At 33.2% G+C, this 22,148-nt stretch carries 18 protein-coding genes and 1 other RNA gene; 2 read left to right on the top strand and 17 right to left on the bottom strand.

The genetic code is table 11. The features are described from left to right. The gene (gene sal / locus PYW44_RS06160) at positions 1-1,632 is read right to left on the bottom strand and encodes a Sal family ABC-F type ribosomal protection protein (RefSeq protein ID WP_107510893.1); all 1,632 of its coding nucleotides are present in this window, start codon (positions 1,630-1,632) and stop codon (positions 1-3) included. A gap of 301 nt (positions 1,633-1,933) precedes the next feature. Between sal and PYW44_RS06155 the strand changes: the two genes are divergently transcribed. Beyond that, entirely contained in the window at positions 1,934-2,932 is a 999-nt protein-coding gene (locus PYW44_RS06155) for an LLM class flavin-dependent oxidoreductase (RefSeq protein ID WP_021339125.1), read from the top strand. An 86-nt stretch (positions 2,933-3,018) separates the two neighbouring features. On the opposite strand, the gene PYW44_RS06150 is transcribed toward PYW44_RS06155, so the two are convergent. The 3 genes from PYW44_RS06150 to cymR form a co-directional block, all read right to left on the bottom strand. Then, entirely contained in the window at positions 3,019-3,198 is a 180-nt protein-coding gene (locus PYW44_RS06150; RefSeq protein WP_021339124.1) for a hypothetical protein, read from the bottom strand. A 24-nt stretch (positions 3,199-3,222) separates the two neighbouring features. Continuing rightward, complete coding sequence (locus PYW44_RS06145) at positions 3,223-3,405, bottom strand: CsbD family protein (RefSeq protein ID WP_002507428.1); 183 nt, start codon at positions 3,403-3,405, stop codon at positions 3,223-3,225. A gap of 136 nt (positions 3,406-3,541) precedes the next feature. Further along, positions 3,542-3,961: a cysteine metabolism transcriptional regulator CymR gene (gene cymR / locus PYW44_RS06140; RefSeq protein ID WP_002507427.1), complete on the bottom strand. Its 420-nt coding sequence runs from the start codon at positions 3,959-3,961 to the stop codon at positions 3,542-3,544. Between the two features lie 86 nt (positions 3,962-4,047). Here cymR and PYW44_RS06135 point away from each other — a divergent pair, with 86 nt between their 5' ends. Further along, complete coding sequence (locus tag PYW44_RS06135; RefSeq protein WP_170166222.1) at positions 4,048-5,325, top strand: replication-associated recombination protein A; 1,278 nt, start codon at positions 4,048-4,050, stop codon at positions 5,323-5,325. Between the two features lie 85 nt (positions 5,326-5,410). Here the strand turns inward: PYW44_RS06135 and PYW44_RS06130 are convergent, their stop codons facing one another. The 13 genes from PYW44_RS06130 to queA all read right to left on the bottom strand — a co-directional run bounded on the left by PYW44_RS06130 (position 5,411) and on the right by queA (position 22,146). Then, positions 5,411-6,181: a tRNA threonylcarbamoyladenosine dehydratase gene (locus PYW44_RS06130; protein ID WP_002507425.1), complete on the bottom strand. Its 771-nt coding sequence runs from the start codon at positions 6,179-6,181 to the stop codon at positions 5,411-5,413. A gap of 165 nt (positions 6,182-6,346) precedes the next feature. Continuing rightward, a non-coding RNA gene (gene ssrS / locus PYW44_RS06125) (6S RNA) lies at positions 6,347-6,536 on the bottom strand. Positions 6,537-6,599: 63 nt separating this feature from the next. Beyond that, positions 6,600-8,366 (bottom strand): aspartate--tRNA ligase, encoded by a 1,767-nt coding sequence (aspS, locus tag PYW44_RS06120; protein WP_021339122.1) that lies wholly within the window; start codon positions 8,364-8,366, stop codon positions 6,600-6,602. 11 nt (positions 8,367-8,377) lie between these two features. After that, positions 8,378-9,640 (bottom strand): histidine--tRNA ligase, encoded by a 1,263-nt coding sequence (gene hisS, locus PYW44_RS06115; RefSeq protein WP_002507423.1) that lies wholly within the window; start codon positions 9,638-9,640, stop codon positions 8,378-8,380. 330 nt (positions 9,641-9,970) lie between these two features. Further along, positions 9,971-10,843: an N-acetylmuramoyl-L-alanine amidase family protein gene (locus PYW44_RS06110; protein WP_021339121.1), complete on the bottom strand. Its 873-nt coding sequence runs from the start codon at positions 10,841-10,843 to the stop codon at positions 9,971-9,973. After that, positions 10,840-11,292, bottom strand: a complete 453-nt coding sequence (gene dtd, locus PYW44_RS06105; RefSeq protein WP_021339120.1) for a D-aminoacyl-tRNA deacylase — start codon at positions 11,290-11,292, stop codon at positions 10,840-10,842. Before dtd ends, PYW44_RS06110 begins: the two co-directional genes overlap by 4 nt. A 13-nt stretch (positions 11,293-11,305) precedes the next feature. After that, positions 11,306-13,495, bottom strand: a complete 2,190-nt coding sequence (locus PYW44_RS06100) for a RelA/SpoT family protein (protein ID WP_002507420.1) — start codon at positions 13,493-13,495, stop codon at positions 11,306-11,308. 416 nt (positions 13,496-13,911) lie between these two features. Further along, entirely contained in the window at positions 13,912-14,430 is a 519-nt protein-coding gene (locus tag PYW44_RS06095; protein ID WP_021339119.1) for an adenine phosphoribosyltransferase, read from the bottom strand. Between the two features lie 12 nt (positions 14,431-14,442). Beyond that, a complete protein-coding gene (gene recJ / locus PYW44_RS06090) occupies positions 14,443-16,722 on the bottom strand; it encodes a single-stranded-DNA-specific exonuclease RecJ (protein WP_069801588.1) in 2,280 nt (759 codons plus the stop codon). A 319-nt stretch (positions 16,723-17,041) separates the two neighbouring features. Beyond that, positions 17,042-19,318 (bottom strand): protein translocase subunit SecDF, encoded by a 2,277-nt coding sequence (gene secDF / locus PYW44_RS06085; RefSeq protein WP_031265961.1) that lies wholly within the window; start codon positions 19,316-19,318, stop codon positions 17,042-17,044. A 363-nt stretch (positions 19,319-19,681) separates the two neighbouring features. After that, complete coding sequence (gene yajC / locus PYW44_RS06080; protein WP_002507416.1) at positions 19,682-19,942, bottom strand: preprotein translocase subunit YajC; 261 nt, start codon at positions 19,940-19,942, stop codon at positions 19,682-19,684. An 18-nt stretch (positions 19,943-19,960) separates the two neighbouring features. Continuing rightward, the gene (gene tgt, locus PYW44_RS06075; RefSeq protein WP_002507415.1) at positions 19,961-21,100 is read right to left on the bottom strand and encodes a tRNA guanosine(34) transglycosylase Tgt; all 1,140 of its coding nucleotides are present in this window, start codon (positions 21,098-21,100) and stop codon (positions 19,961-19,963) included. A 20-nt stretch (positions 21,101-21,120) separates the two neighbouring features. Beyond that, positions 21,121-22,146 (bottom strand): tRNA preQ1(34) S-adenosylmethionine ribosyltransferase-isomerase QueA, encoded by a 1,026-nt coding sequence (gene queA, locus PYW44_RS06070; protein WP_002507414.1) that lies wholly within the window; start codon positions 22,144-22,146, stop codon positions 21,121-21,123. Positions 22,147-22,148 lie beyond the last annotated feature (2 nt).

Genomic DNA, 22,148 nt, shown 5'->3' with positions numbered 1-22,148 from the left:
CTAGTTCTCTGTTTCAAAATGTCCACTTTCATCAATTGTTTTGTAATCATCTAATAATTTCAAAGTATCAACGGTATTTGTCTTACGATATTGATTGAGCGTCAAATTATGAAGTTGCTTATTGGATACTTCCCAATGCGTCGCTGTGAATCGTGATTGTAAGTACTGGTCATGTGTGACAATGAGCACTTGACCACTAAAACTATGAATCATGTCCATAATCAAGTCTTGTGTTGTGATATCAAAATAGTTTGTTGGTTCGTCTAATATCAATAAATTAGGATTTGAGAAAAATAATAATACAAACTGCAACCTACTTTTCTCTCCCATTGACAAATAAGCAACGGGTTCAATAATTTTATCTTGGTCGAAACCAAATGCAGCTAAAATCGTTTGGGCCTGGCTACGTGTCATACCTTCTAAAGCTAACAAAGTATTTAAAGGTGTCTCACGATACGTTAAATTATTATTTTGTTGATCGAAATAACCTATTTTAAGTGAAGGTGTAATATGGATAAAGCCTTGATCAGGTTTTATTTTTTGTCTAATCAAGTTGATTAATAGTGATTTTCCACTGCCATTAGGTCCAGTAAGTAAAATGTTTTCATTATTCTTAATTTCGAAATTCGCTTGATTATAAATACAAAGATCATTTATTGAAATACTGAAATCTTCTAACCTCAATAAATAACGTTTACGCTTTTTTTCATGATGTTCGAAACGAAACTTTCTATTATCTTTTTCGGGTTCTTCGATATTTTTTTCGTTTAATTTTTGATTTAATTGTGATTCTTTTACTTTTGATTTTTGTGCTAATTTACTCAATCGTTTTTGCATAGAGGGATCGCGAACACTCGTTGTTTGCTTAGAAGCAGCATGCCATTCTTTAACTCTTTTAATGGTGTCTTCAAGCTTCTTAACTTCTTTCTGCTGTTTTTCATAAGCATTCACTTGTGTTTGAAACTCTAAATCTATAATTTCTTTATACTGGTTATAATTACCCGTAAATTTCCTTGTCTGTGTTCGATTTATCTCTATGATATGACTAGCAGTTGCATTGATAAAGCCACGGTGATGAGATACATAGATTATTGTACATTTTGATTTATTCATGTGAGTTATCAAATCATTAAGCATAGTTTGATCAAGATGATTAGTTGGTTCATCTAATAAAATCAAATCTTTCTCTGAAATAATCGAACGTAATAATGCGACGCGTGTTTGTTGTCCTCCACTTAAAAGACCCATTTGTTTGTCTAAATCAGTTTCGGTTAAATTAAATAAATTCGCTTGTGTAATAATTTTTTGTTCTACTTCATAACCATTATATGCTATATAATCAGCTATTTTTTCATAATTATAAGTTATCTCTTTTTTTAATTTTAATATTTCTGGAAATAAAGATAAAACAAATTCCATTCCAGTTTCATTATAATAATCTGTCATATCTTGCGTCATAAGATATGCATTATCTCTATACTTTAAGTATAATTCACTCAGTAAGGTTGTTTTACCAACACCATTATCACCCACGAGCGCTATGTGTTCTCCTATTTCAACACTTATATTCACGTGATTTATCAACGTTTTACCATATTTTTCAAATGGTTTTTGAACATAATAAAAAGACATATCAATTTCCTCACTTCCGAGGATATGACATGCCATAAATATATACTGCAATCATTATATGCGGTTGCTTAATAATAGTTCATATTATTTACGACATGGACATATCCTATAACTTTCTCATTTAAATGTAGTTTTGTTAATTTATTTTCTTGATATTTATCCAATGTCTTCATCGCCTTAATTAAGCCACCTAACGTTTTTAATTTCCATCATTATAACAGTGAGCAGTTTCTTACGCAAGTTTTATAACGACTGTTATACTTCAATATAATAACAATCAATGAGGAGGACAACGATAAACATGTACAATTTAAAATTATCAGCGCTTAATCTTGTACCTATTCGAGAAGGAGAAGATGATCAAGCTGCGATTAAAGATATGGTTAAATTAGCTCAAAATTTGGAGACGTTAGATTATGAACGCTATTGGATTGCAGAACATCACAATGCACCAAATTTAGTAAGTTCTGCTACTGCTTTGTTAATCCAACATACATTAGAGCACACATCTAAAATCCGAGTAGGCTCAGGTGGTATCATGTTACCAAATCATGCACCATTAGTAGTTGCCGAACAGTTTGGTACGATGGAAACAATATTTCCAGAGCGTGTAGATTTAGGTTTAGGACGTGCTCCTGGCACTGATATGATGACTGCTAGTGCCTTACGTAGAGATCAACATAATGGTGTTTATGAATTTCCGGAAGAAGTTGAACAACTTGCCAAATATTTTGGTCCTGGTAATCAGCAAGCATATGTGCGAGCTTATCCCGCTGTAGATAAACATGTACCACTTTATATCCTAGGTTCATCTACTGATTCTGCCCATTTAGCAGCACGAAAAGGACTTCCTTATGTTTTTGCTGGTCATTTTGCACCACAACAAATGAAAGATGCAATCGAAATTTATAAAGATTTATTTGAACCTTCCAATGAACTTAGCAAACCTTATGTCATCGTTTGTTTAAATGCCATTGTTGCTGATACTGATGAACAAGCTGAATACTTATCAACAACTCAAGCACAAGTTATGGTCAGTATAACAAGAGGCAGAATGCAACCACTTCAACCACCTACTGATGATTTAAAAGGTATCTTAACACCTACTGAATTTGAAATTGCCCAACAACGTATGAGTTCATCACTTATCGGCTCTGAAGAAACTGTAAAAAATAAAATTAAAACATTTATAGATGAACATGGTGATATTGATGAATTAATGGCTATCAGCTATATTTATGATCAAGAAGCCCAACTTGATTCTTACCATAAACTAAAAAACGTGGTAGATACGCTATAAAATTCAAGTAAATAAAATGATAAAATCCCAATCTACAAGTTTGTAGATTGGGATTTTATCATTTTACAAATTAATTTTAGCAAAGATTATTTTTCGTCTTTGTTATCTTCACCTTTGTTATCTTCTTCTTTGTTATCGTCACTGCCACCAGTGAATTTATCAATTTGTTCTGAAGCTTGTTGTGCTTTTTCATTGTCAGACCCTTTTAATTTTTCAGATACAGTTTTTGCAGTTTCTTTTGCTTTGTCTAAGAAATTTTCAGCCATAGTAATTACTCCTTTTAAATTAAATTATTTTTTGAATTTATCAATAGCGTCATTCGCTTTATCTTTTGCATTTTCTACGAATTCTTTAGCTTTACCAGAAGTTTTATCTTCCTTGCCTTCATTTTCTAAATCTTTATTGTCAGTTACATTACCGACTGTTTCTTTCACATTACCTTTTGCTTGTTCGAATTTATTTTCATCTGCCATGTAAATTACCTCCTTAGCAATGTATACAAATTAAATACCACTAATCATTCTGTCTAAACATGAAAAAGAAAATAAATCCAATATTTTCATTAAAAGAAATCATTCTGAACTATAAAATTATAAATTATATTACATTTTAAATATAAAACATATAACCATCTAAGTCATCAGTTTCTTTAAAATCGGCTAGATATTGTAAAGTTGTATTATCAAGTACTTCTCTAACAGCATCTCTCATTCTAATCCAAAGTTCTTTTTGCGCAGGTGGCTCTGATTCAATACTTTCTACAAACGTAATTGGACCTTCTAATAAACGTATAATATCACCAGCTGTAATTTCTTCCGCTGGTACTCTTAATTGGTAACCGCCTTTTGCACCACGAACACTTCGAATTAATCCAGCATTCCGTAAAGGACCGACTAATTGCTCTAGATATAGATCACTTAAATTATTTTCTTCTGCTATAGATTTTAATGATACGCACCCTTGTCCTTGTTTTTTAGCTAGGGAAATCATTAATGTTAACCCATATCTTCCTTTTGTTGAAATTTTCATTATATTACCTCACTTAATTCGAATACTATATATTAACATTCTATCATTTTTTACGTTAATATAGAATTAGAAAGGTGTGACAGATTGTGACGAACGAACCACTTGCATCTAGAATGCGTCCGAATAACATAGATGAAATTATTTCTCAAAAACATTTAGTAGGTCCAAAAGGAATTATTAGAAGAATGGTTGAAACAAAAAGATTATCTTCAATGATATTTTTTGGTCCTCCTGGTATAGGTAAAACAAGTATTGCAAAAGCGATATCTGGCAGTACACAATTCAAGTTTCGACAGCTCAATGCTGTAACGAATACAAAAAAAGATATGCAGTTAATTGTGGAAGAAGCTAAAATGTCTGGACAAGTAATTCTATTATTAGATGAAATACATCGTTTAGATAAAGCCAAACAAGATTTTTTATTACCGCACTTAGAAAATGGGAAAATTGTATTAATTGGCGCGACAACATCTAATCCTTACCATGCAATTAATCCTGCTATACGTTCAAGAGCTCAAATTTTCGAATTATATCCATTAGATGACAATGATGTCAGAGTCTCATTAGAGAGAGCAATTAATGATGCTGAACGTGGGCTCGCTACTTACAATCCAATTGTTGATGATGAAGCAATGACTTACTTTACCACACAAAGTCAAGGCGATGTTAGAAGTGCACTCAATGCTTTAGAATTGGCTGTATTAAGTTCTAAAGTGACTGATGGCAATAGGCATATCACACTAGAAGATGCAAAAGATTGTTTGCAAAAAGGTGCTTTTGTAAGTGATAAAGATGGAGACATGCACTACGATGTAATGAGTGCATTTCAAAAATCAATTAGAGGTAGCGATGTTAATGCTGCATTACATTACCTTGCACGTTTAATCGAAGCTGGAGATTTACCAACAATCGTTCGACGTTTATTAGTAATTAGTTTTGAAGATGTCGGTTTGGCGTCACCAGCAGCTGGTCAACGTACATTAGCAGCAATAGAGTCAGCTGAGCGTTTAGGTTTCCCCGAGGCTAGAATTCCTTTGAGCCAAGCTGTAATAGAACTTTGTTTATCACCAAAATCTAACTCAGGTATTTCAGCTATTGATGCTGCACTATCAGATATACGTAAGGGACATATTGGTCAGATTCCTGACCACTTAAAAGATGGTCATTATGCAGGTGCTAAAGAATTAGGTCGGGCAATCGGTTATAAATATCCGCATAGTTATGAGAGCGGATTCGTTTCACAACAATATTTACCCGATAAACTTAAAAATAGAATTTATTATGAGCCCAAAACAACCTCTAAAAGTGAACAGCAATTTAAGTCTGTTTACGACAATATTAGTCATTCACAAAAAAAGAAATAAAATATAAATCAGTATAATCCATAAAAGGTAGCTCCCAAAAACAGGAAGCTACCTTTTTAAATAGTTATTAATGAATGAACATTTTTTATTTTTTGTCTTTAATACGCGTAACGGGAATGTCTTTTAGAATATCATTAATTACAAAACCTGCACTGATTAATCCAACTACACTAGGCACAAAAGCATTTGAAGATGGTGGCATTTGCCCTTTTCTTGTTGGTGCATTAGCATCACCCACTGTATCTTTAACATCTTCTCTAATTACAATTGGACTTTCATCTGAATATACAACAGGTATCCCTTTATGAATACCTAATTTTTTTAATTTACGTCTTATAATTTTAGCCATCGGATCTGTATGCGTTTTAGAAATATCTGCAACTTCAAAACGTGTTGGATCAATTTTATTGGCAGCACCCATGCTTGAAATCACGGAAATACCTCTATCTAAACACTCTTTCATTAAGTGTACTTTATAAATGATTGTGTCACTTGCATCTACAAAATAATCGATATCATACTCACTGAACAACGCTTCATAAGTTTCTTCTGTATAAAACATATGTAATGAAGTCACTTTACAATCAGGGTTAATTAATTTAATACGTTCCTCCATCAAAGTCACTTTACTCTGACCGATTGTAGTCGTAAGCGCATGCAATTGACGATTGACGTTAGTGATATCAACATCATCTTTATCAATAAGAATGATATGACCAATATTCGTTCGTGCCAAAGCTTCAGCGGCAAATGAACCAACCCCACCTACACCAAGCACAACAACTGTCTTTTCTTTTAATAATTCCAAGCCTTCTTGACCATAGGCTAATTCATTTCTAGAAAATTGATGTCTCATCTAAATACTCCTTATTATTATTAATATGCTATAACAAAACTATTATAACATTATCATATATTTATATTTACAAAATGCATTATTTATCTTACATTATTTGAAATCGTAGCATACACATTTTAAATTTCAGCAAAAAAAATACGCAAGACCGAAGTCTTGCGTACGATAGAGTCCGTTAGTGCCGTAGTTATAAAGTGCTTGATCATTCGGCCTGCTTATAACAGGTGGGTGCCCTGTTTCTTGTTTTGCAAGTCCTCCTTTGAGGCGTGTGCGCTGCAAGAAAACCCATTGGGCTCCCGGATCAAAGAGTGTTAGGCCCAAATATGAAGCAAACTTACGAACACTTCAGATGACTATCTTATGTGAACATCATAACACATAATTTCAAATTAGCAAGAATTAAAACTTTTTGCGCTAATTAATGACGAATACGTAATGAAAGTTCTTCTAATTGATTTTCTGATACTTCACTTGGTGCATCTGTTAATAGACATGTTGCAGATGCAGTTTTAGGAAAGGCAATTGTATCACGTAAGTTTGTGCGATTCGTTAATAACATAACTAAACGGTCTAATCCTAATGCTATGCCGCCGTGTGGTGGTGCACCATATTTAAAGGCATCTAGTAAGAAACCAAATTGTTCTTTTGCTTGTTCGTCTGTGAAACCTAAAACTTCGAACATTTTAGCTTGTAAATCAGCATCATGAATTCTGATAGAGCCCCCGCCTAATTCATAACCATTCAAAACAATATCATATGCATTAGCTTGAACATTCTCAGGCTCAGTGCTTAATTTTTCAATATCTTCTTGTTTCGGTGAAGTGAATGGATGATGTGCTGCAGTATAACGTTTAACATCTTCATCATATTCAAGTAAAGGCCAATCTGTAACCCATAAGAAATTCAATTTCGTTTCATCAATCATGTTTAATTCTTTCGCAAGTTTAAGACGTAAAGCGCCTAAACTTTGTGCAACAACACTTGGTTTATCTGCTACGAATAATACTAAGTCACCTGCTTGTGCTCCAGTTAGCGATTGTAACTTTTCAACATGATCATTTTCAAAGAATTTGGCGATTGGCCCATTTAAGCCATCATCTACAACTTTTACCCAAGCTAAGCCTTTAGCACCATAGATGTTTACAAATTCAGTTAAAACATCTATATCTTTTCTTGTATATTTGTCAGAAGCGCCTTCAGCTACAATTGCCTTAACTTGACCATCTTTATTGATGGCATCTTTGAATACTTTAAAGTCCATGACTTCACCAAGTTCTGAAACATCGATTAACTCCATGCCAAAACGTGTATCTGGTTTATCTGAACCATAACGACTCATAGCTTCGTTATATGTCATTCTTGGGAATGGACGCGGTACTTCAACGTCTTTCACATCTTTAACAACATTTTGCAACATTTCTTCGCCCATATCGATCACATCTTCTTGATCCACGAAGCTCATCTCAATATCTACTTGAGTGAATTCTGGTTGACGATCAGCACGTAAATCTTCATCACGGAAACACTTAACAATTTGGTAGTATTTATCAAAACCACTAATCATTAATAATTGTTTGAATATTTGTGGTGACTGAGGTAAAGCATAAAATTCACCGCCATGTACACGTGATGGTACTAAATAGTCACGGGCACCCTCTGGCGTAGATTTATTTAATACAGGTGTTTCTATATCATAAAAACCTTCTTGATCTAAGTATTGTCTAATAGAACGTGTTGTTTGGTGTCTCATTTTAAATGTTTGTGCTAACTCTTGACGTCGTAAATCAAGATATCTATATTTTAATCTGATATTTTCATCTACATTTTGATTTTCTTCATTTAAAGCAAATGGAGGTGTCTCAGATTTATTGATAATTTGAATATCTGAAACTTGTACTTCAACTTGACCAGTTTCAATTTTTGGGTTTACTGTTTGAGGATCACGTTGCTTAACTATTCCTTTAACTTCTACCACATACTCTGATCTAACAGTTTCTGCAATTTGTAATGCTTCTGCTGAAAAATCTGGGTTAAATACGATTTGGACATAACCTTCACGGTCACGTAAATCAACAAAAATTAAGCCACCTAAATCTCTACGGTTGTGTACCCAACCTTTTAATGTTACTTCTTGGTCTAATAACGACTCAGTTACTAAACCACAGTATGTTGTGCGTTTACTCATGATATCTCTCCTTAATTTTTGAAATAATTAACCATTTCATCTAATTTAATAGTTTCAGTTTCGCCTGATTCCATATTTTTTACATTAATTTTATTTTCTTCTAGCTCTTGCTCGCCAACAACTATTGTATATCTCGCATTTAATCTATCTGCTTGCTTCATTTGGCCTTTAACTTTACGTTGTAAATAATCTTTATCTGCCTTCACACCATTTTTACGTAAATCATTTAATAGTTTAACAGCATAACGGTCCGCTTTATCGCCCATTGTTACAATAAATAAATCAAATTCATGATTGGCATTAAGTTCAATTTGTTCTTCCTCTAGTGCAAGCAACAATCTTTCAATACTTAACGCAAATCCTATACCAGTTTGACTTGGTCCATCTAATAATTCCAATAAGCCATTATATCGTCCGCCACCACATAATGTAGTAATCGCACCATCATAATTAGGGTTATCCATCATTAACTCGAAAGCAGTATGTGTATAGTAATCTAATCCTCTAACTAAGTTCGGATCTTCTACATACGGAATACCTAAATCATCTAAATGTTGTTTTACTTCTGAATAATAAGCTTTTGATGATTCATTTAAAAATTCTGTAATACTTGGAGCTGTTTTTATTTCTTCTTTATCTTTATCGATTTTACAATCTAAAATCCTCATCGGATTTGTGTGTAAACGTGATTGACAATCACTACAAAATTGATCGATTACAGGTTCAAAATGATTCACAAGTGCATCATTATATTCTTTACGAGAATTTATATCACCAATACTATTAATAACGAGTTTTAAGTGTTTCAATCCAAATGACTGATAGATATGCATTGCCATTGCTAATACTTCTGCATCAACACCTGGATTTTCAGCGCCAATAGCTTCTACACCAAACTGAGTGAATTGGCGGTATCTACCTTTTTGTTTTCGTTCATAACGAAACATTGGTCCGTTATAGTATAGTTTAATAGGTTGGTTCGCAATACCTTGCATTTTATTTTCTATATATGAACGTACAACTGCTGCTGTGCCCTCTGGACGTAATGTGATATTTCGGTCACCTTTATCTTTAAAGGTATACATTTCTTTTTGAACAACATCCGTTGAACCACCTACACCACGTGCAAATAATTCAGTACTTTCAAAAATTGGTGTACGAATTTCTTCGTAATTATACAATTCCATGAGTTGATCTAACTTTGCTTCAATATAACGCCATTTCTTTGTTTCCTCTGGTAAAATATCTTGAGTCCCTCTAGGTATATTTATCATAGAACCTCTCCTTTTAAGCAATAAAAAAACCCTTGCATGACTAATAGTCATACAAGGGACGAATTTCCGTGTTGCCACCCTAATTGGTTATAAATATTTAAATTTATAACCCACTTCATACGAATAACGTTCGTTACACGGCTTTATTTTTAAAGCACCTCTTCTTGTGTTAAATTTCTAAATTACTAAGCATAATTTTTCAGCCAGGAATTATGTCTCTTCGCATTGTTTAAATGTTACCATTTCGTTTAGAATTTTCAAGAATCATAGCGGTTTTAATATAGAATTCATATTTAATAATAACGAGTTTATGACTAATATGCAACCCTTTTATTCTGAGAAGTATGCACGTAGTCCATCAACTACTGCTTTTTCTACAATTTGTCGATGTAATTGATCTCTAATCATATCTTCATCTGTAGGATTACTAATATAACCTAACTCTAATAATACTGCTGGTACATCTGTTTGTCTCAATACTTGGAAGTTTTCTTGTCGTGCGCCTTTATTTGTTAATAAAGCTTTCTTTTGTAAGCTTGCACTCAACGTCTCTGCTAATGCTTTTTGATTTTTCTTAAACCAATAAACGGTACTACCGTTTGCTTTAGCTGATTTTAATGAATCGTTATGTATACTAATATAAGCATCACCTTTAATATTTCTATCGCTAAGACTGACATATTCATCTGAACTACGTGTCATATTCACTGTTGCACCTTCTTTTTCTAAAAGTACTTTGAGTTCTTTAGCGGTTTTTAAAGTGTATACTTTCTCTTTACTATGTTTGTTTGTATTACTTGATGCCCCCTGATCACGTCCACCGTGACCAGGGTCAAGTACAATTATTTTATCTTTCAAAGGTTTAGCATTCTTGTTAGTGTCTGCTTGAATATTTAAATTCGTATGCCAACCAGCCACCCAGCCTTTTTCATTGTTACCGGATTCTACTTCAATCCACTTACCAGATTCGCCAATTTTATGGAAGTTTTGTCCCTTTTTGATTGAATTAATTTCTGGATAAACAGCGTTAGGTCCAGTTCTTAATTCTGCATCTTCAGTAATATAAATCGTACTACTGTTTTCATCATTATGATTTAAGAAAGCAATAATCATAATAATGAAAATGACAAATGCTACTGCGACAATAAATGTGGGGATATTTCTAAGATTATGTTTTTCTAACCAAGTATCGAGTTTTTTCATACTATTTTGCCATCCTGACTTTCATAAATCACTGTTACAGGTCCATCATTAGCAATATTCACTAACATATCCGTACCAAATTCGCCTGTTAACACGTTTATTCCATAAGAACGTAATGCATCGTTAAACAATTCGTAATATTCATTTGCCTGTTCGGGAGGCATAGAATAAGAGAATCCTGGTCTGTTCCCTTTTCTAACGTCTGCATACAATGTGAATTGCGATATAGATAAAATTTCACCTTCAACTTGTTGAATATTTAAGTTAAGCTTTCCATCATTATCTTCAAATAACCGTGCATTCACAATTTTTTTTGCTAATGCCAAAATATCAGCCTCGGTAGATGTTTTACCAACACCAACAAATAAGCAATATCCTTTTTTTATTTTATTTTCAATATTTTCATTAGAAACCGAAGCTTCTTTTACTCTTTGTACGACTATTTTCATGTATGTTGCACCTCTAATTCCAAACTCTTGTGACAGTATATACATCGCCGAGTTGTTTAATCTTGTCTACAACTTGGTAAACTTCGTTAACATTTTTTACCATAACACTAATATTAATTACAGCATTTTTATCGATATCTGACTTACCAGATACTTTCACTAAATTACTTTTAGTTGAATTTACAGCTTGTAACACTTCATTTAGAAGCCCATTTCTATCGTAAGCAGAAACTTCTAAATCTACCTGATAACGTTGAGTAGCGTCTTTAGAACGTACCCATTCTACATGAATCAAGCGGTCTTTTTCACTTTTAATATTAGGGCAATCTGTTCTATGTACTTTAATGCCATGCCCTTTAGTGATATAACCAACAATATCATCACCTGGGATTGGATTACAACATTTTGATAATTTGATTAAGACATTTTCAATACCTTCAACATATACGCCACTATCCGTTGTAATGTCTTCTTTAATAGGTACTGATTTAGAAATTTCTTGTGCTGAATTCAATGCTTTTTGTTTATCTTGAATACGCTGTTTTTCAGTCAATTTATTCACTATTTGTAAAGCTGTTACGCCACCAAAACCAACTGCAGCAAATAAGTCATCATCGTTAGCAAAATTATATTTATTATTTACTACGTCAATGTTTTCTTCATTTAATACTGTGTCTACTCTGAAACCTTGATCTTTTATTTCCGCTTCAATCATAAATTTACCCTTTTCAATGTTTGAAGAGCGATCTTGTTTTTTAAAGAAACTGCGAATTTTACTTTTCGCACTTGATGATTTTACAATTTTCAACCAATCTCTACTTGGACCGTAAGAATGTTTGCTTGTTCTAATTTCAACAATATCTCCAGTTTGCAATACATAGTCTATAGGTTCGATCTTACCATTTACTTTTGAACCTATCATTTTATTACCTACTTCACTATGAACTGCATATGCAAAATCAATAGGAACTGCACCGTAAGGCAATTCTACAACGTCACTTTCTGGTGTAAATGCATATACTTTGTCACTTTGTAAATCAAATTTAAGTGTTTCCATAAATTCTTCAGCATCCGAAGTAGTATTGTCTGTTTCTGCAAACTCTTTAATCCAATTTAATTTTTTATTAAAGTTTTGTGCTTTCTCAGTTACTTTTTTGCCTTCTTTATATGCCCAGTGTGCTGCTACACCATGTTCAGCGATTTCATGCATTTCAGAAGTTCTGATTTGTATTTCAAGCGGATCGCCGTTTGGACCAACAACAGTTGTATGCAGTGACTGATACATATTTTGTTTTGGCATCGCAATGTAATCCTTAAATCTACCAGGCATCGGTTTCCAAAGTGTGTGTACTAAGCCCAGTACAGCGTAACAATCATTGATAGAATTTACGATAATTCTAACAGCTAATAAATCGAAAATTTGATCAAACTGTTTCTTTTGTTTAACCATTTTTCTATATATACTATATATGTGTTTAGGTCGTCCATTGATTTCTCCAACAATATTCATACTAGACATATCTGCTTGTATACGATTTATAGCATTTTGAATGTAATCTTCTCTTTCACTACGTTTTTTCTTCATTAAATTAACAATTCTGAAATATTGAACGCTATCTATGTATCTAAGCGCTGTATCTTCCAATTCCCATTTAATGGTATTGATACCTAATCTATGAGCCAAAGGTGCATAAATTTCGAGTGTCTCTTTAGAAATTCTAATTTGTTTTTCTCTTGGCATCGGTTTTATTGTTCTCATATTATGTAAACGATCTGCCAATTTAACTAAAATCACACGTACGTCTTTAGCAATTGCGATAAATAGTTTTCGATGATTCTCAGCTTGCTGTTCTTCTTTCGAACGATATTTCACTTTTTTTAATTTTGTTACACCTTCTACAATAACTGCAATTTCTTCATTGAACATACCTTGAACATCATCAAATGTATATGGTGTATCCTCGATTACGTCATGTAAAAATCCCGCAACAATTGTTGGCCCATCTAAATGCATTTCAGTTAATATGCCAGCAACTTGAATTGGATGCATTATGTATGGTAAACCATTTTTTCGAAATTGACCTTCATGTGCCTCATAAGCAATATGATAACTTTTTAACACATATTCATAATCTTCTTTTGACAAATATGATTTGGCTTTGGATAGTACTTCATCAGCACTATATGGATATTCATTGTTCACTTAAGACACCCCTATACTAAATATTAATCGTTATTAGATACCCAGTATTATATTTCGTTAGCTTTATCTAATTTTATTTAACTACGATTGTAACGTATTTTCATTTTATTAGGTCAAATTTTGTATAATAGTTATATGATACTACATGTTATTAAATAAATAAATGAGTTCATGTGCGTATTGGGAAAATAAAGTTTATTTTTAAATATTATATAGTGTGTTCAAGTGTATGTCATTAATATGAAAGACTCAAATGTTTTAAAATTTCAAAAAAAATGAAATAGCTTAAGACAAAAGGCCTTAAGTAACTCACCGACGATTCGCTCTAATGTAATAAATTATATATATTTTAAATAAAAAAGAAGCTAGAACATAAATACATGTCTGAGCTTCTTTCGTTATCTTACTATTATATTTTATTCGTCGTATGAGATTAAACTCATTACGTCGTAATCTTCTATTTTTTCAATACCGTTAAGATATTTAAGTTCAATGATAAATGCAATACCTACAACGATGCCACCTAATTGTTCAACAAGTTTAATTGCCGCTTCAATCGTTCCACCCGTAGCTAATAAGTCATCGGTAATTAACACACGTTGACCTGGTTTAAGCGCATCTTTATGCATTGTTAGCACATTTGTCCCATATTCTAAATCGTATTCGTAGCGAATTACTTCTCTTGGTAATTTGCCTTCTTTTCTAACTGGCGCAAAACCAATACCCATTGAATAAGCTACTGGGCAACCTATGATAAAGCCACGCGCTTCTGGTCCAACTATCACATCTACATCACGGTCTTTAGCATAATGGACAATTTGATCTGTAGCATAACCAAATGCTTCACCGTTATCCATAATTGTTGTAATATCTTTAAAGTTAACTCCAGGCTTTGGCCAATCTTCTACTTCCGACACATACTGTTTTAAATCCATTCAAACTTCCTCCTATTTATCTACCAGTTCAGACTTAATCCATTGCTTTAATTTAGTAAAATCTTCATAAAGCAACATTTTTTCAACTTCAATTCTTTCCAAACGACCTTGATAATACTTACTCGATTCAATTGCTTTCTTAGTGGAGTCGCTATTTATCTTAATTATACCATTTTCATCTTTGATAAACTCTAAATCAAGGAAAACTTTCAAGATGAATTTAAGCATACTAGACTGTATATTTAAGTATTGGCAAAGTTGCATACCATCTTTAGCTAAATTAGTTTCTTTTTTCGTAGCTAACGCTTTAAAGCATTGTTTGAATGTTTCCATTTTGGGCATGCCTTCGAAATAAATCGAGCGTTCATGATTTAAAACAAGGTAAATTTGGGAAACCTCCACAGTTTTCAAAGTATCTCTGATTTCTTGTATCGAAGCAGGCAAATCACGGAACACATATTTATCATAATTTTGTTGAATTTCATCACCATAAAAGTAATAATTCTCGCCTAGTTTTTCACTTTTTTTATGAATAAGATAAGCTACATCCGTTGAATTTTGCTCAAAGCCACTCACTTTACTTTTACTTCGATAATCAAGAATTTGTAAGTTATTACTTGATAAGTCTTGTATCATGAATTGAGGAGATTGAAAACCATTCCATTCATTAATCTGCAACGTACCGATACAATTAATCGGTTGTTGTTCTCCTAATTCTTTAACAAGGTGCCCGTTTTGCCAAAAGATAGCCTGTAATTGACTTTCACCCATTACGAGTTTCAGATGTTTCTGTTCTTGGCCAATTCCTTTTGCTTGATTGACATTAACATCTTGTAATTCAAAGCATGGACTTGAAAAATCTGTACCAAAAGGACGTAGTCTTTGAATATCTTGAATATTTTTTATTGTTATATCAGCTTCTGAAATTTTAACATCTACTTTTTTACGTGGTTCAAGTGATGTTGTTTCAGCAAGTTGAGTCATCCAATCATTTAGTCCTTGTCTCAGTGTTTCAATGTGTTCTATAGGCATCGTTACACCTGCAGCCATATGATGACCACCAAATTTCGAAATTAAATCACCATGTGCATTCAAAACTTCGAACATTGAGACTTGAGCTATGCTACGAGCTGAGCCTTTTGCATGGCCTTGCGCCTCATCGACATTTAATATAAGCGTTGGTAAACTATACGTTTCTACAACTTTAGAAGCCACTATGCCTAAAACACCTTCATGCCAATTAGGTTCAGCTAATAATAAAAATTTAGCGCCTTGTTGTACTTGTGCTTCAGCAACTTGTAATGCTTCTTCAGAAATTTGTGCAACGATATCTTTACGCTCTTGATTAAAGAATTCAACTTGTTCAGCTAAAAAATCAGCTTCTTCATCTGTTTCAGCCATTAATAATTCTGCAGCAAGCGCAGCATCTTCAAGTCTACCTACTGCGTTTAAGCGAGGGCCGATGATAAAACCGATTGTTTCTTCATTAATTTCATCACTGTAACCAGCTTGTTTTAAAATCGCCCTTATAGATGGTGGACAATGATCATTAAGAACTTCTAATCCTTGTTGAACTAAAGTTCGATTTTCATCCGTTAAAGATACTAAATCAGCAATTGTTCCTATAGCAACTAAGCCAAGGAAATATGCAGGTGGCTCATCCAATAAATTCTGTGCTAATTTATAAGCTACGCCTGCACCACATAAATACTTGAATGGATAATCAAATTCCGGATGCATCGGATGTACAATTGCATAAGCATTAGGCATTGTTCTACCAATTTCGTGATGGTCTGTCACAATTACATCGACACCTAAATCTTGCACCATTTGTATTTCTTCATGGCCTTGTATGCCATTATCTACAGTAATAATGAGTGAAATCTCTTCTTCATAAGCATTTTTGAACGCCATTTCATTTGGACCATAACCTTCAGAGAAACGATTCGGTATATACCAACCTACATGTGCGCCCAACTCTTTTAACGTGTTTACGAGTATAGTTGTAGACGTTACACCATCTGCATCATAATCACCATACACTAAAATCTTTTGATTTTGATCTATCGCCAAATTAATACGTTCGACAGCTTTAGTCATATCGCTCATTAATAATGGATCATGTGTGACTTGAGTGCCTTTTAACAAAGCCTCAATTGATGGTTTATCAGTTAATCCTTTACTTTCTAAGATTTTCTTTACAATAGGAGTTAGCTTTAATTCTGATGAAACTTCCTCTGTAATCTCAGTTTCTGGTGCGTTAACATCCCAAGTATACTTGGATTTAATCATACTATTCTCCCTCATTTCCACAAGCAATTATACAAAAGATATTCGAAAATAAAAAGTACTTACATTTAAATAAGACTTTCTATTATATTTATACAGCGAATACCATGTTTTTTAAAAAATTCACAAATACATCTTAACATGAAAAGCACTATACTTTAGCTTAATAAACATCATTCGTCTTTAAAATTACTATATTCGTTAATACCTTTTTAAACACATAAAAAAACAGCCCGAATTTTTAATTCGAGCTGTTTCACTTTCTTTAACATATTTTAGCTATAGTTTTCACTAGATTCAAAGTACTTACATCCTGTGCAACTTATACTAAGATTTTTTCATCATTTGATTTTTTCTCTTTATAAACGACAATCTTATGATCATCTGATTTTTTAAGTTGACGTTTCTTCATAATGCCCCATAACGGTACTGCGATAAACACAGATGAGAACACACCTGAAATCAGACCGATAAGTAAGGCTAATGAGAAGTTAAAGATACTTGGTGCACCAAATGCCAGTAACGAAATAACTACGATAACTACTGTTAAAACAGTATTGATAGAACGTGTCATTGTCTGACGAATCGATCTATTAACAATATCGTCTATTTGAGATTTCTTCGTAATTACTTTTACTTTGTGTAAGTTTTCCCGGACCCTATCAAATGTAACAATCGTATCATTGATAGAGTAACCAATAATCGTTAATACTGCAGCGATAAAGGTAATATCCACCTCTAATCTGAATAAACTAAATACAGCAACAATCATAAATGCATCATGTAGTAATGCAATTACGGATGATAGCCCCATACGCCACTCAAATCTAAATGTAGTATAGATAATAATACCAATAGCAGCATATACAAGTGCAAACATAGCATTTTTAGCAAGTTCCCGACCAATTACAGGTGAAACCGTATTGACCGTTGGATCATTACCAAATTCATTATCTATAGTACTCTTAATTTTAGCAACTTCATCTTTAGACAAATCATTTTTAAATTGCACGGTTGCATTTTGTCCATTTTCACCTAATGAAACCTGAGATGGTTTGAAATCTTTATCTTCAAGTGTTTGAGTTACTTTTTCCTCTGACACTTTATTTTCAGATTCAAAATCAACTCTCGTACCACTTGTGAAGTCAATACCTAAATTTAATTTGAAAATGAAGAGAATGATGGCACCAACAATGATAATAATGGCGCTTAATGATAACAATGGTTTCGCTAATTTCATAAAGTCCCAGCGCTCATATGGCGTTCTCAAATCATGAATATCTTTTTCTTCATTGATATTATGAATATCTTTCTTGTTTACACCAAATAACCAATATGATTTTTTGAAGTAATTAGATGACACAAGTAGTGATAATAGCCATCTTGATAGGAACACTGCTGTTACGAAGATCATTAAGATACCAATAAGTAACATAGTTGCGAAACCTTTAACTGAACTTTCACCAAAGAAGAACAACACTGCGGCTGCGATAACAGTTGTTAACTGTGCATCGAAAATGGTTAAGAAAGAACTCTTATTCGCCTTTTTATAAGCTTGTTTGAGCGTCCGTCCAATTTTGAGCTCATCTTTAATCCGCTCATACATTATAATGTTCGCATCGACAGCCATACCGACACCTAACACTAAAGCTGCTAAACCTGGTAATGTAAGTACACCAGATATAAAGTTAAATGCTACCATTGTTAGGTATATATACGCCGTTAGTGCAATAATTGCTACTAAACCTGGTAAACGGTAGAAACCTAACATGAATAGATAAATTACTGCGATACCAATTATAGCAGCAAATACTGTTTTATCTAATGCATCTTGACCAAATTGGGCGCCAACTGAATTAGAATAAATCTCATTTAAATCTACTGGTAAGGAACCTGCATTTAATAAATCAGCAATTTGTTTAGCCTCTTTAATGCCTTCTTCACCGTTAAATCCACCTGAAATTTCAACACTATCAGAGTTAATTGGTTTATCTACTGAAGCAGCTGAAACGAATTTCGGATCTTTTTTAGTCACTTCTTTATGGTAAGAATCGCCTTTTTCGTAATCTAACCAAACAACCATGACGTTTTCATCTTTTTTCGAAATTTCTTCAGTTACTTTTTTAAATTTATCACTATCTTTTAATTGGAAAGTAACTGCTGGTTGATTCGTATTCTCTTTGAATTCTTGTTTTGCTGAACCTTGTTGAATATCTTTACCAGTCAATTTGATATTATCATCTGCATCACGAATCGTTAAATTTGCTTGTGATGATAAAACATCCCGCGCTTCAGACTGGTTTTTAACACCAGCAAGTTGAACACGAATCCTATTTTTATCTTCGACTTGAATTTTCGGCTCGGAAACACCTAAGACGTTGACACGATTTTCAAGCGTTTTCGCTGTTGATTTAACCGCTTTATCGTCAATTTTATCATCTTTTTGTAAAGGATCTACTTGATATAAGACCTCAAATCCACCTTGTAAGTCTAAACCAAGACTAACGTCTTTAACTACACTCTTATAAGTAAATGCCATAGCTCCCAACAACAGAGCTACCAACACTATGAATGCAACTATTCTACTACTCTTCTTCACTTAAACACCTCATTGTAAGCTTATGTTATAAGAATACTTGATTAAATCATTTTAATGCAATTTTATACAATCTATACGTTTTTCTAAACGACCTTATTATCTTAACATATTACAACGTGTGTAAAAACTAACTCAACTATTTTGTATTCATAACTTAATTGTAAGCGTTATTAACTTTTTAAATTGTTACAAGAATATTACTCGTTTATACGTTAAGCTATGATGATTATATACTAGGTCATTTTAAATTATAACACTATATCAGCATATTGTTTAAGAAAGTATATATGATTTCCATTAATGTTTCAGTAGAATATGTCAATAAAAAAAGAACTGATATTTTCATATCAGTTCTTTACTTTATTATGAAGGATCAACTTGTTTTATAGCAGGTTTTTCTAAAGTGATTTCAGTACCGTTGCCATTTAAAGTTAATACTACTGTAGTTTCATCTACTGCACGAACAGTACCTTTGATACCACCGATTGTAGTTACATGTTGGCCAGAACTTACTTGGCTAATCATTTCACGATGCTCTTTCGCTCTTTTTTGTTGTGGTCTGATTAAGAAAAACCACATTAATGCTAATAATAAAATTGGTAATATTAATGAAGTAAATTGCATTATTTTATTTCTCCCTTGTTAAAAGTTTTTTGGGTTGTCTACATTAAGTCCATACTGTTCAAAGAATTCTTCTTTAAAATCAAGAAGACGATCTTCACGAATAGCTTGTCGTACATTTTCCATTAATTTTAGCAAGAAATGTAAATTATGATAAGTAGTAAGACGGATACCAAAAGTTTCTTCTGCTTTAATTAAATGTCTTATGTAAGCTCTACTATAATTTTTACAAGTATAGCAGTCACAATTTTCATCAAGTGGTCCTAAATCTTCTGCATATTTAGCATTTTTAATAGTCACTCGTCCATGTGAAGTCATACAAGTACCGTTACGTGCGATACGTGTTGGTAGTACACAGTCAAACATGTCTATACCTCGAATACTACATTCAATCAATGCATCTGGTGAACCCACACCCATTAAATAACGTGGTTTATCCTTCGGCATAAATTGTTCAGTATGCGTCACCATATCGTACATTACTGGTTTAGGCTCTCCTACAGACAGGCCACCAATTGCATATCCTGGAAAATCTAAAGCAACTAATTCTTCAGCGCTTTGTTTTCTAAGATCTTTATATTCTCCGCCTTGTATAATACCAAACAAAGCTTGATCTTCAGGTCTCTTATGTGCTTTCAAACATCTCTCAGCCCATCTAGTGGTTCTTTCAATAGAATCTTTCACATATTTATATTCGGCAGGCATTGGAGGACATTCGTCAAATGCCATCATAATATCTGAACCTAAATCATTTTGAATCTCTGTAGCTTTCTCAGGACTCAAAAATAGTTTCGATCCATTTTTGTGATGACGGAACTCTACGCCTTTTTCAGTAATGTTTCTCAAATTACTTAAGCTAAATACTTGGAAACCGCCAGAATCAGTCAGTATAGGACCATTCCAGTTCATGAACTGATGTAATCCCCCACTCTTTTTGATAATATCATTTCCTGGCTGTAACCACAAATGATAAGTATTCCCTAAAATGATTTTCGCTTCCATCTGATGTAATTCTTCTGGACTCATTGTTTTAACAGTTGCTTTTGTTCCTACTGGCATAAACATCGGTGTTTCAAATGATCCATGAGGTGTGTGTACAATACCTAAACGCGCACCTGATTGCTTACAAGTTTTAATATGCTCATACGTTACTGCTGGCATATAAAATCTCCTTTCATTCCCTAAATAATTAACATTGCATCTCCGAAACTAAAGAATCTGTATTCTGATTTTACCGCTTGTTGATATGCATTTAAAATATAATCTCTACTACTGAAAGCAGATACTAGCATTACAAGCGTTGATTTTGGTAAATGAAAGTTTGTAATTAAACCATCAATTGCCTTAAATGTATAGCCTGGGAAGATAAAGATATCTGTCCAGCCGCTTTGAGCTTTAAATGCCTCATTTGTTTGCATAATCGTTTCTAATGTCCTAGTTGAAGTTGTACCTACAGAAATTACACGATGTCCTTTAGACTTGGTTTCATTTAACAACTTTGCTGTTTCTTGGTCCATTTGATAATATTCACTGTGCATTTCATGATCGTCAATATTATCTACACTTACAGGTCTAAATGTACCTAAACCAACATGTAGTGTAATGAATGCGATGTTAATACCTTTTGCTTTTATACGATTTAATAATTCGTCAGTAAAATGTAACCCTGCTGTTGGTGCTGCTGCAGAACCAGATGCTTTGGCATAAACAGTTTGATAACGATCTTGATCATCTAAGCGTTCTTTAATATAAGGAGGTAACGGCATTTCACCAAGCTCATCTAAGCGCTCTTGTAATATGCCTTCGTAATGTAGTCTCATTATACGACCACCTTGATTTAACTCCTCAATACACTCAGCAACTATTTTGCCATCACCGAACGATAATTTGTTACCAACTTTGATTCTTTTTGCAGGTTTTAATAATACTTCCCAATCATTACCAGAGATTTGTGTCAGCATTAGCATCTCTACTTTTGCACCGGTTTCTTCTTTCAAACCAAACAAACGAGCTGGCATTACTCTTGTATCGTTTAATACAAGTGTGTCACCTTTATCTAAGTAATCAATGACATCTTTAAAATGTTTATGTTCAATATCACCAGTTTGTCTGCCAAGAACTAATAATTTACTCTCATCTCTGTTTTTCAGAGGTGTTTGTGCTATCAATGCTTCAGGCAAATGATAATCAAATGCTTCAATATCCAAAC

Origin of the sequence: Staphylococcus equorum (assembly GCF_029024965.1) — a bacterium.
In the GTDB taxonomy this organism is placed as follows: domain Bacteria; phylum Bacillota; class Bacilli; order Staphylococcales; family Staphylococcaceae; genus Staphylococcus; species Staphylococcus equorum.
Note: the sequence above shows the minus strand (reverse complement) of the source record. Positions and strands in the feature narration are given on the sequence as shown.

What these genes read in the sequence shown, in the direction of transcription:
- PYW44_RS06130 (WP_002507425.1), bottom strand. Translation starts at nt 6,181, where the DNA reads ATGAGACATCAATTTTCTAGAAATGAATTAGCCTATGGTCAAGAAGGC.
- cymR (WP_002507427.1), bottom strand. Translation starts at nt 3,961, where the DNA reads ATGAAAATTTCAACAAAAGGAAGATATGGGTTAACATTAATGATTTCC.
- yajC (WP_002507416.1), bottom strand. Translation starts at nt 19,942, where the DNA reads ATGCAATTTACTTCATTAATATTACCAATTTTATTATTAGCATTAATG.
- PYW44_RS06155 (WP_021339125.1), top strand. Translation starts at nt 1,934, where the DNA reads ATGTACAATTTAAAATTATCAGCGCTTAATCTTGTACCTATTCGAGAA.
- hisS (WP_002507423.1), bottom strand. Translation starts at nt 9,640, where the DNA reads ATGATAAATATACCTAGAGGGACTCAAGATATTTTACCAGAGGAAACA.
- aspS (WP_021339122.1), bottom strand. Translation starts at nt 8,366, where the DNA reads ATGAGTAAACGCACAACATACTGTGGTTTAGTAACTGAGTCGTTATTA.
- PYW44_RS06150 (WP_021339124.1), bottom strand. Translation starts at nt 3,198, where the DNA reads ATGGCTGAAAATTTCTTAGACAAAGCAAAAGAAACTGCAAAAACTGTA.
- PYW44_RS06145 (WP_002507428.1), bottom strand. Translation starts at nt 3,405, where the DNA reads ATGGCAGATGAAAATAAATTCGAACAAGCAAAAGGTAATGTGAAAGAA.
- PYW44_RS06110 (WP_021339121.1), bottom strand. Translation starts at nt 10,843, where the DNA reads ATGAAAAAACTCGATACTTGGTTAGAAAAACATAATCTTAGAAATATC.
- recJ (WP_069801588.1), bottom strand. Translation starts at nt 16,722, where the DNA reads ATGATTAAATCCAAGTATACTTGGGATGTTAACGCACCAGAAACTGAG.
- PYW44_RS06095 (WP_021339119.1), bottom strand. Translation starts at nt 14,430, where the DNA reads ATGGATTTAAAACAGTATGTGTCGGAAGTAGAAGATTGGCCAAAGCCT.
- tgt (WP_002507415.1), bottom strand. Translation starts at nt 21,100, where the DNA reads ATGCCAGCAGTAACGTATGAGCATATTAAAACTTGTAAGCAATCAGGT.
- dtd (WP_021339120.1), bottom strand. Translation starts at nt 11,292, where the DNA reads ATGAAAATAGTCGTACAAAGAGTAAAAGAAGCTTCGGTTTCTAATGAA.
- sal (WP_107510893.1), bottom strand. Translation starts at nt 1,632, where the DNA reads ATGTCTTTTTATTATGTTCAAAAACCATTTGAAAAATATGGTAAAACG.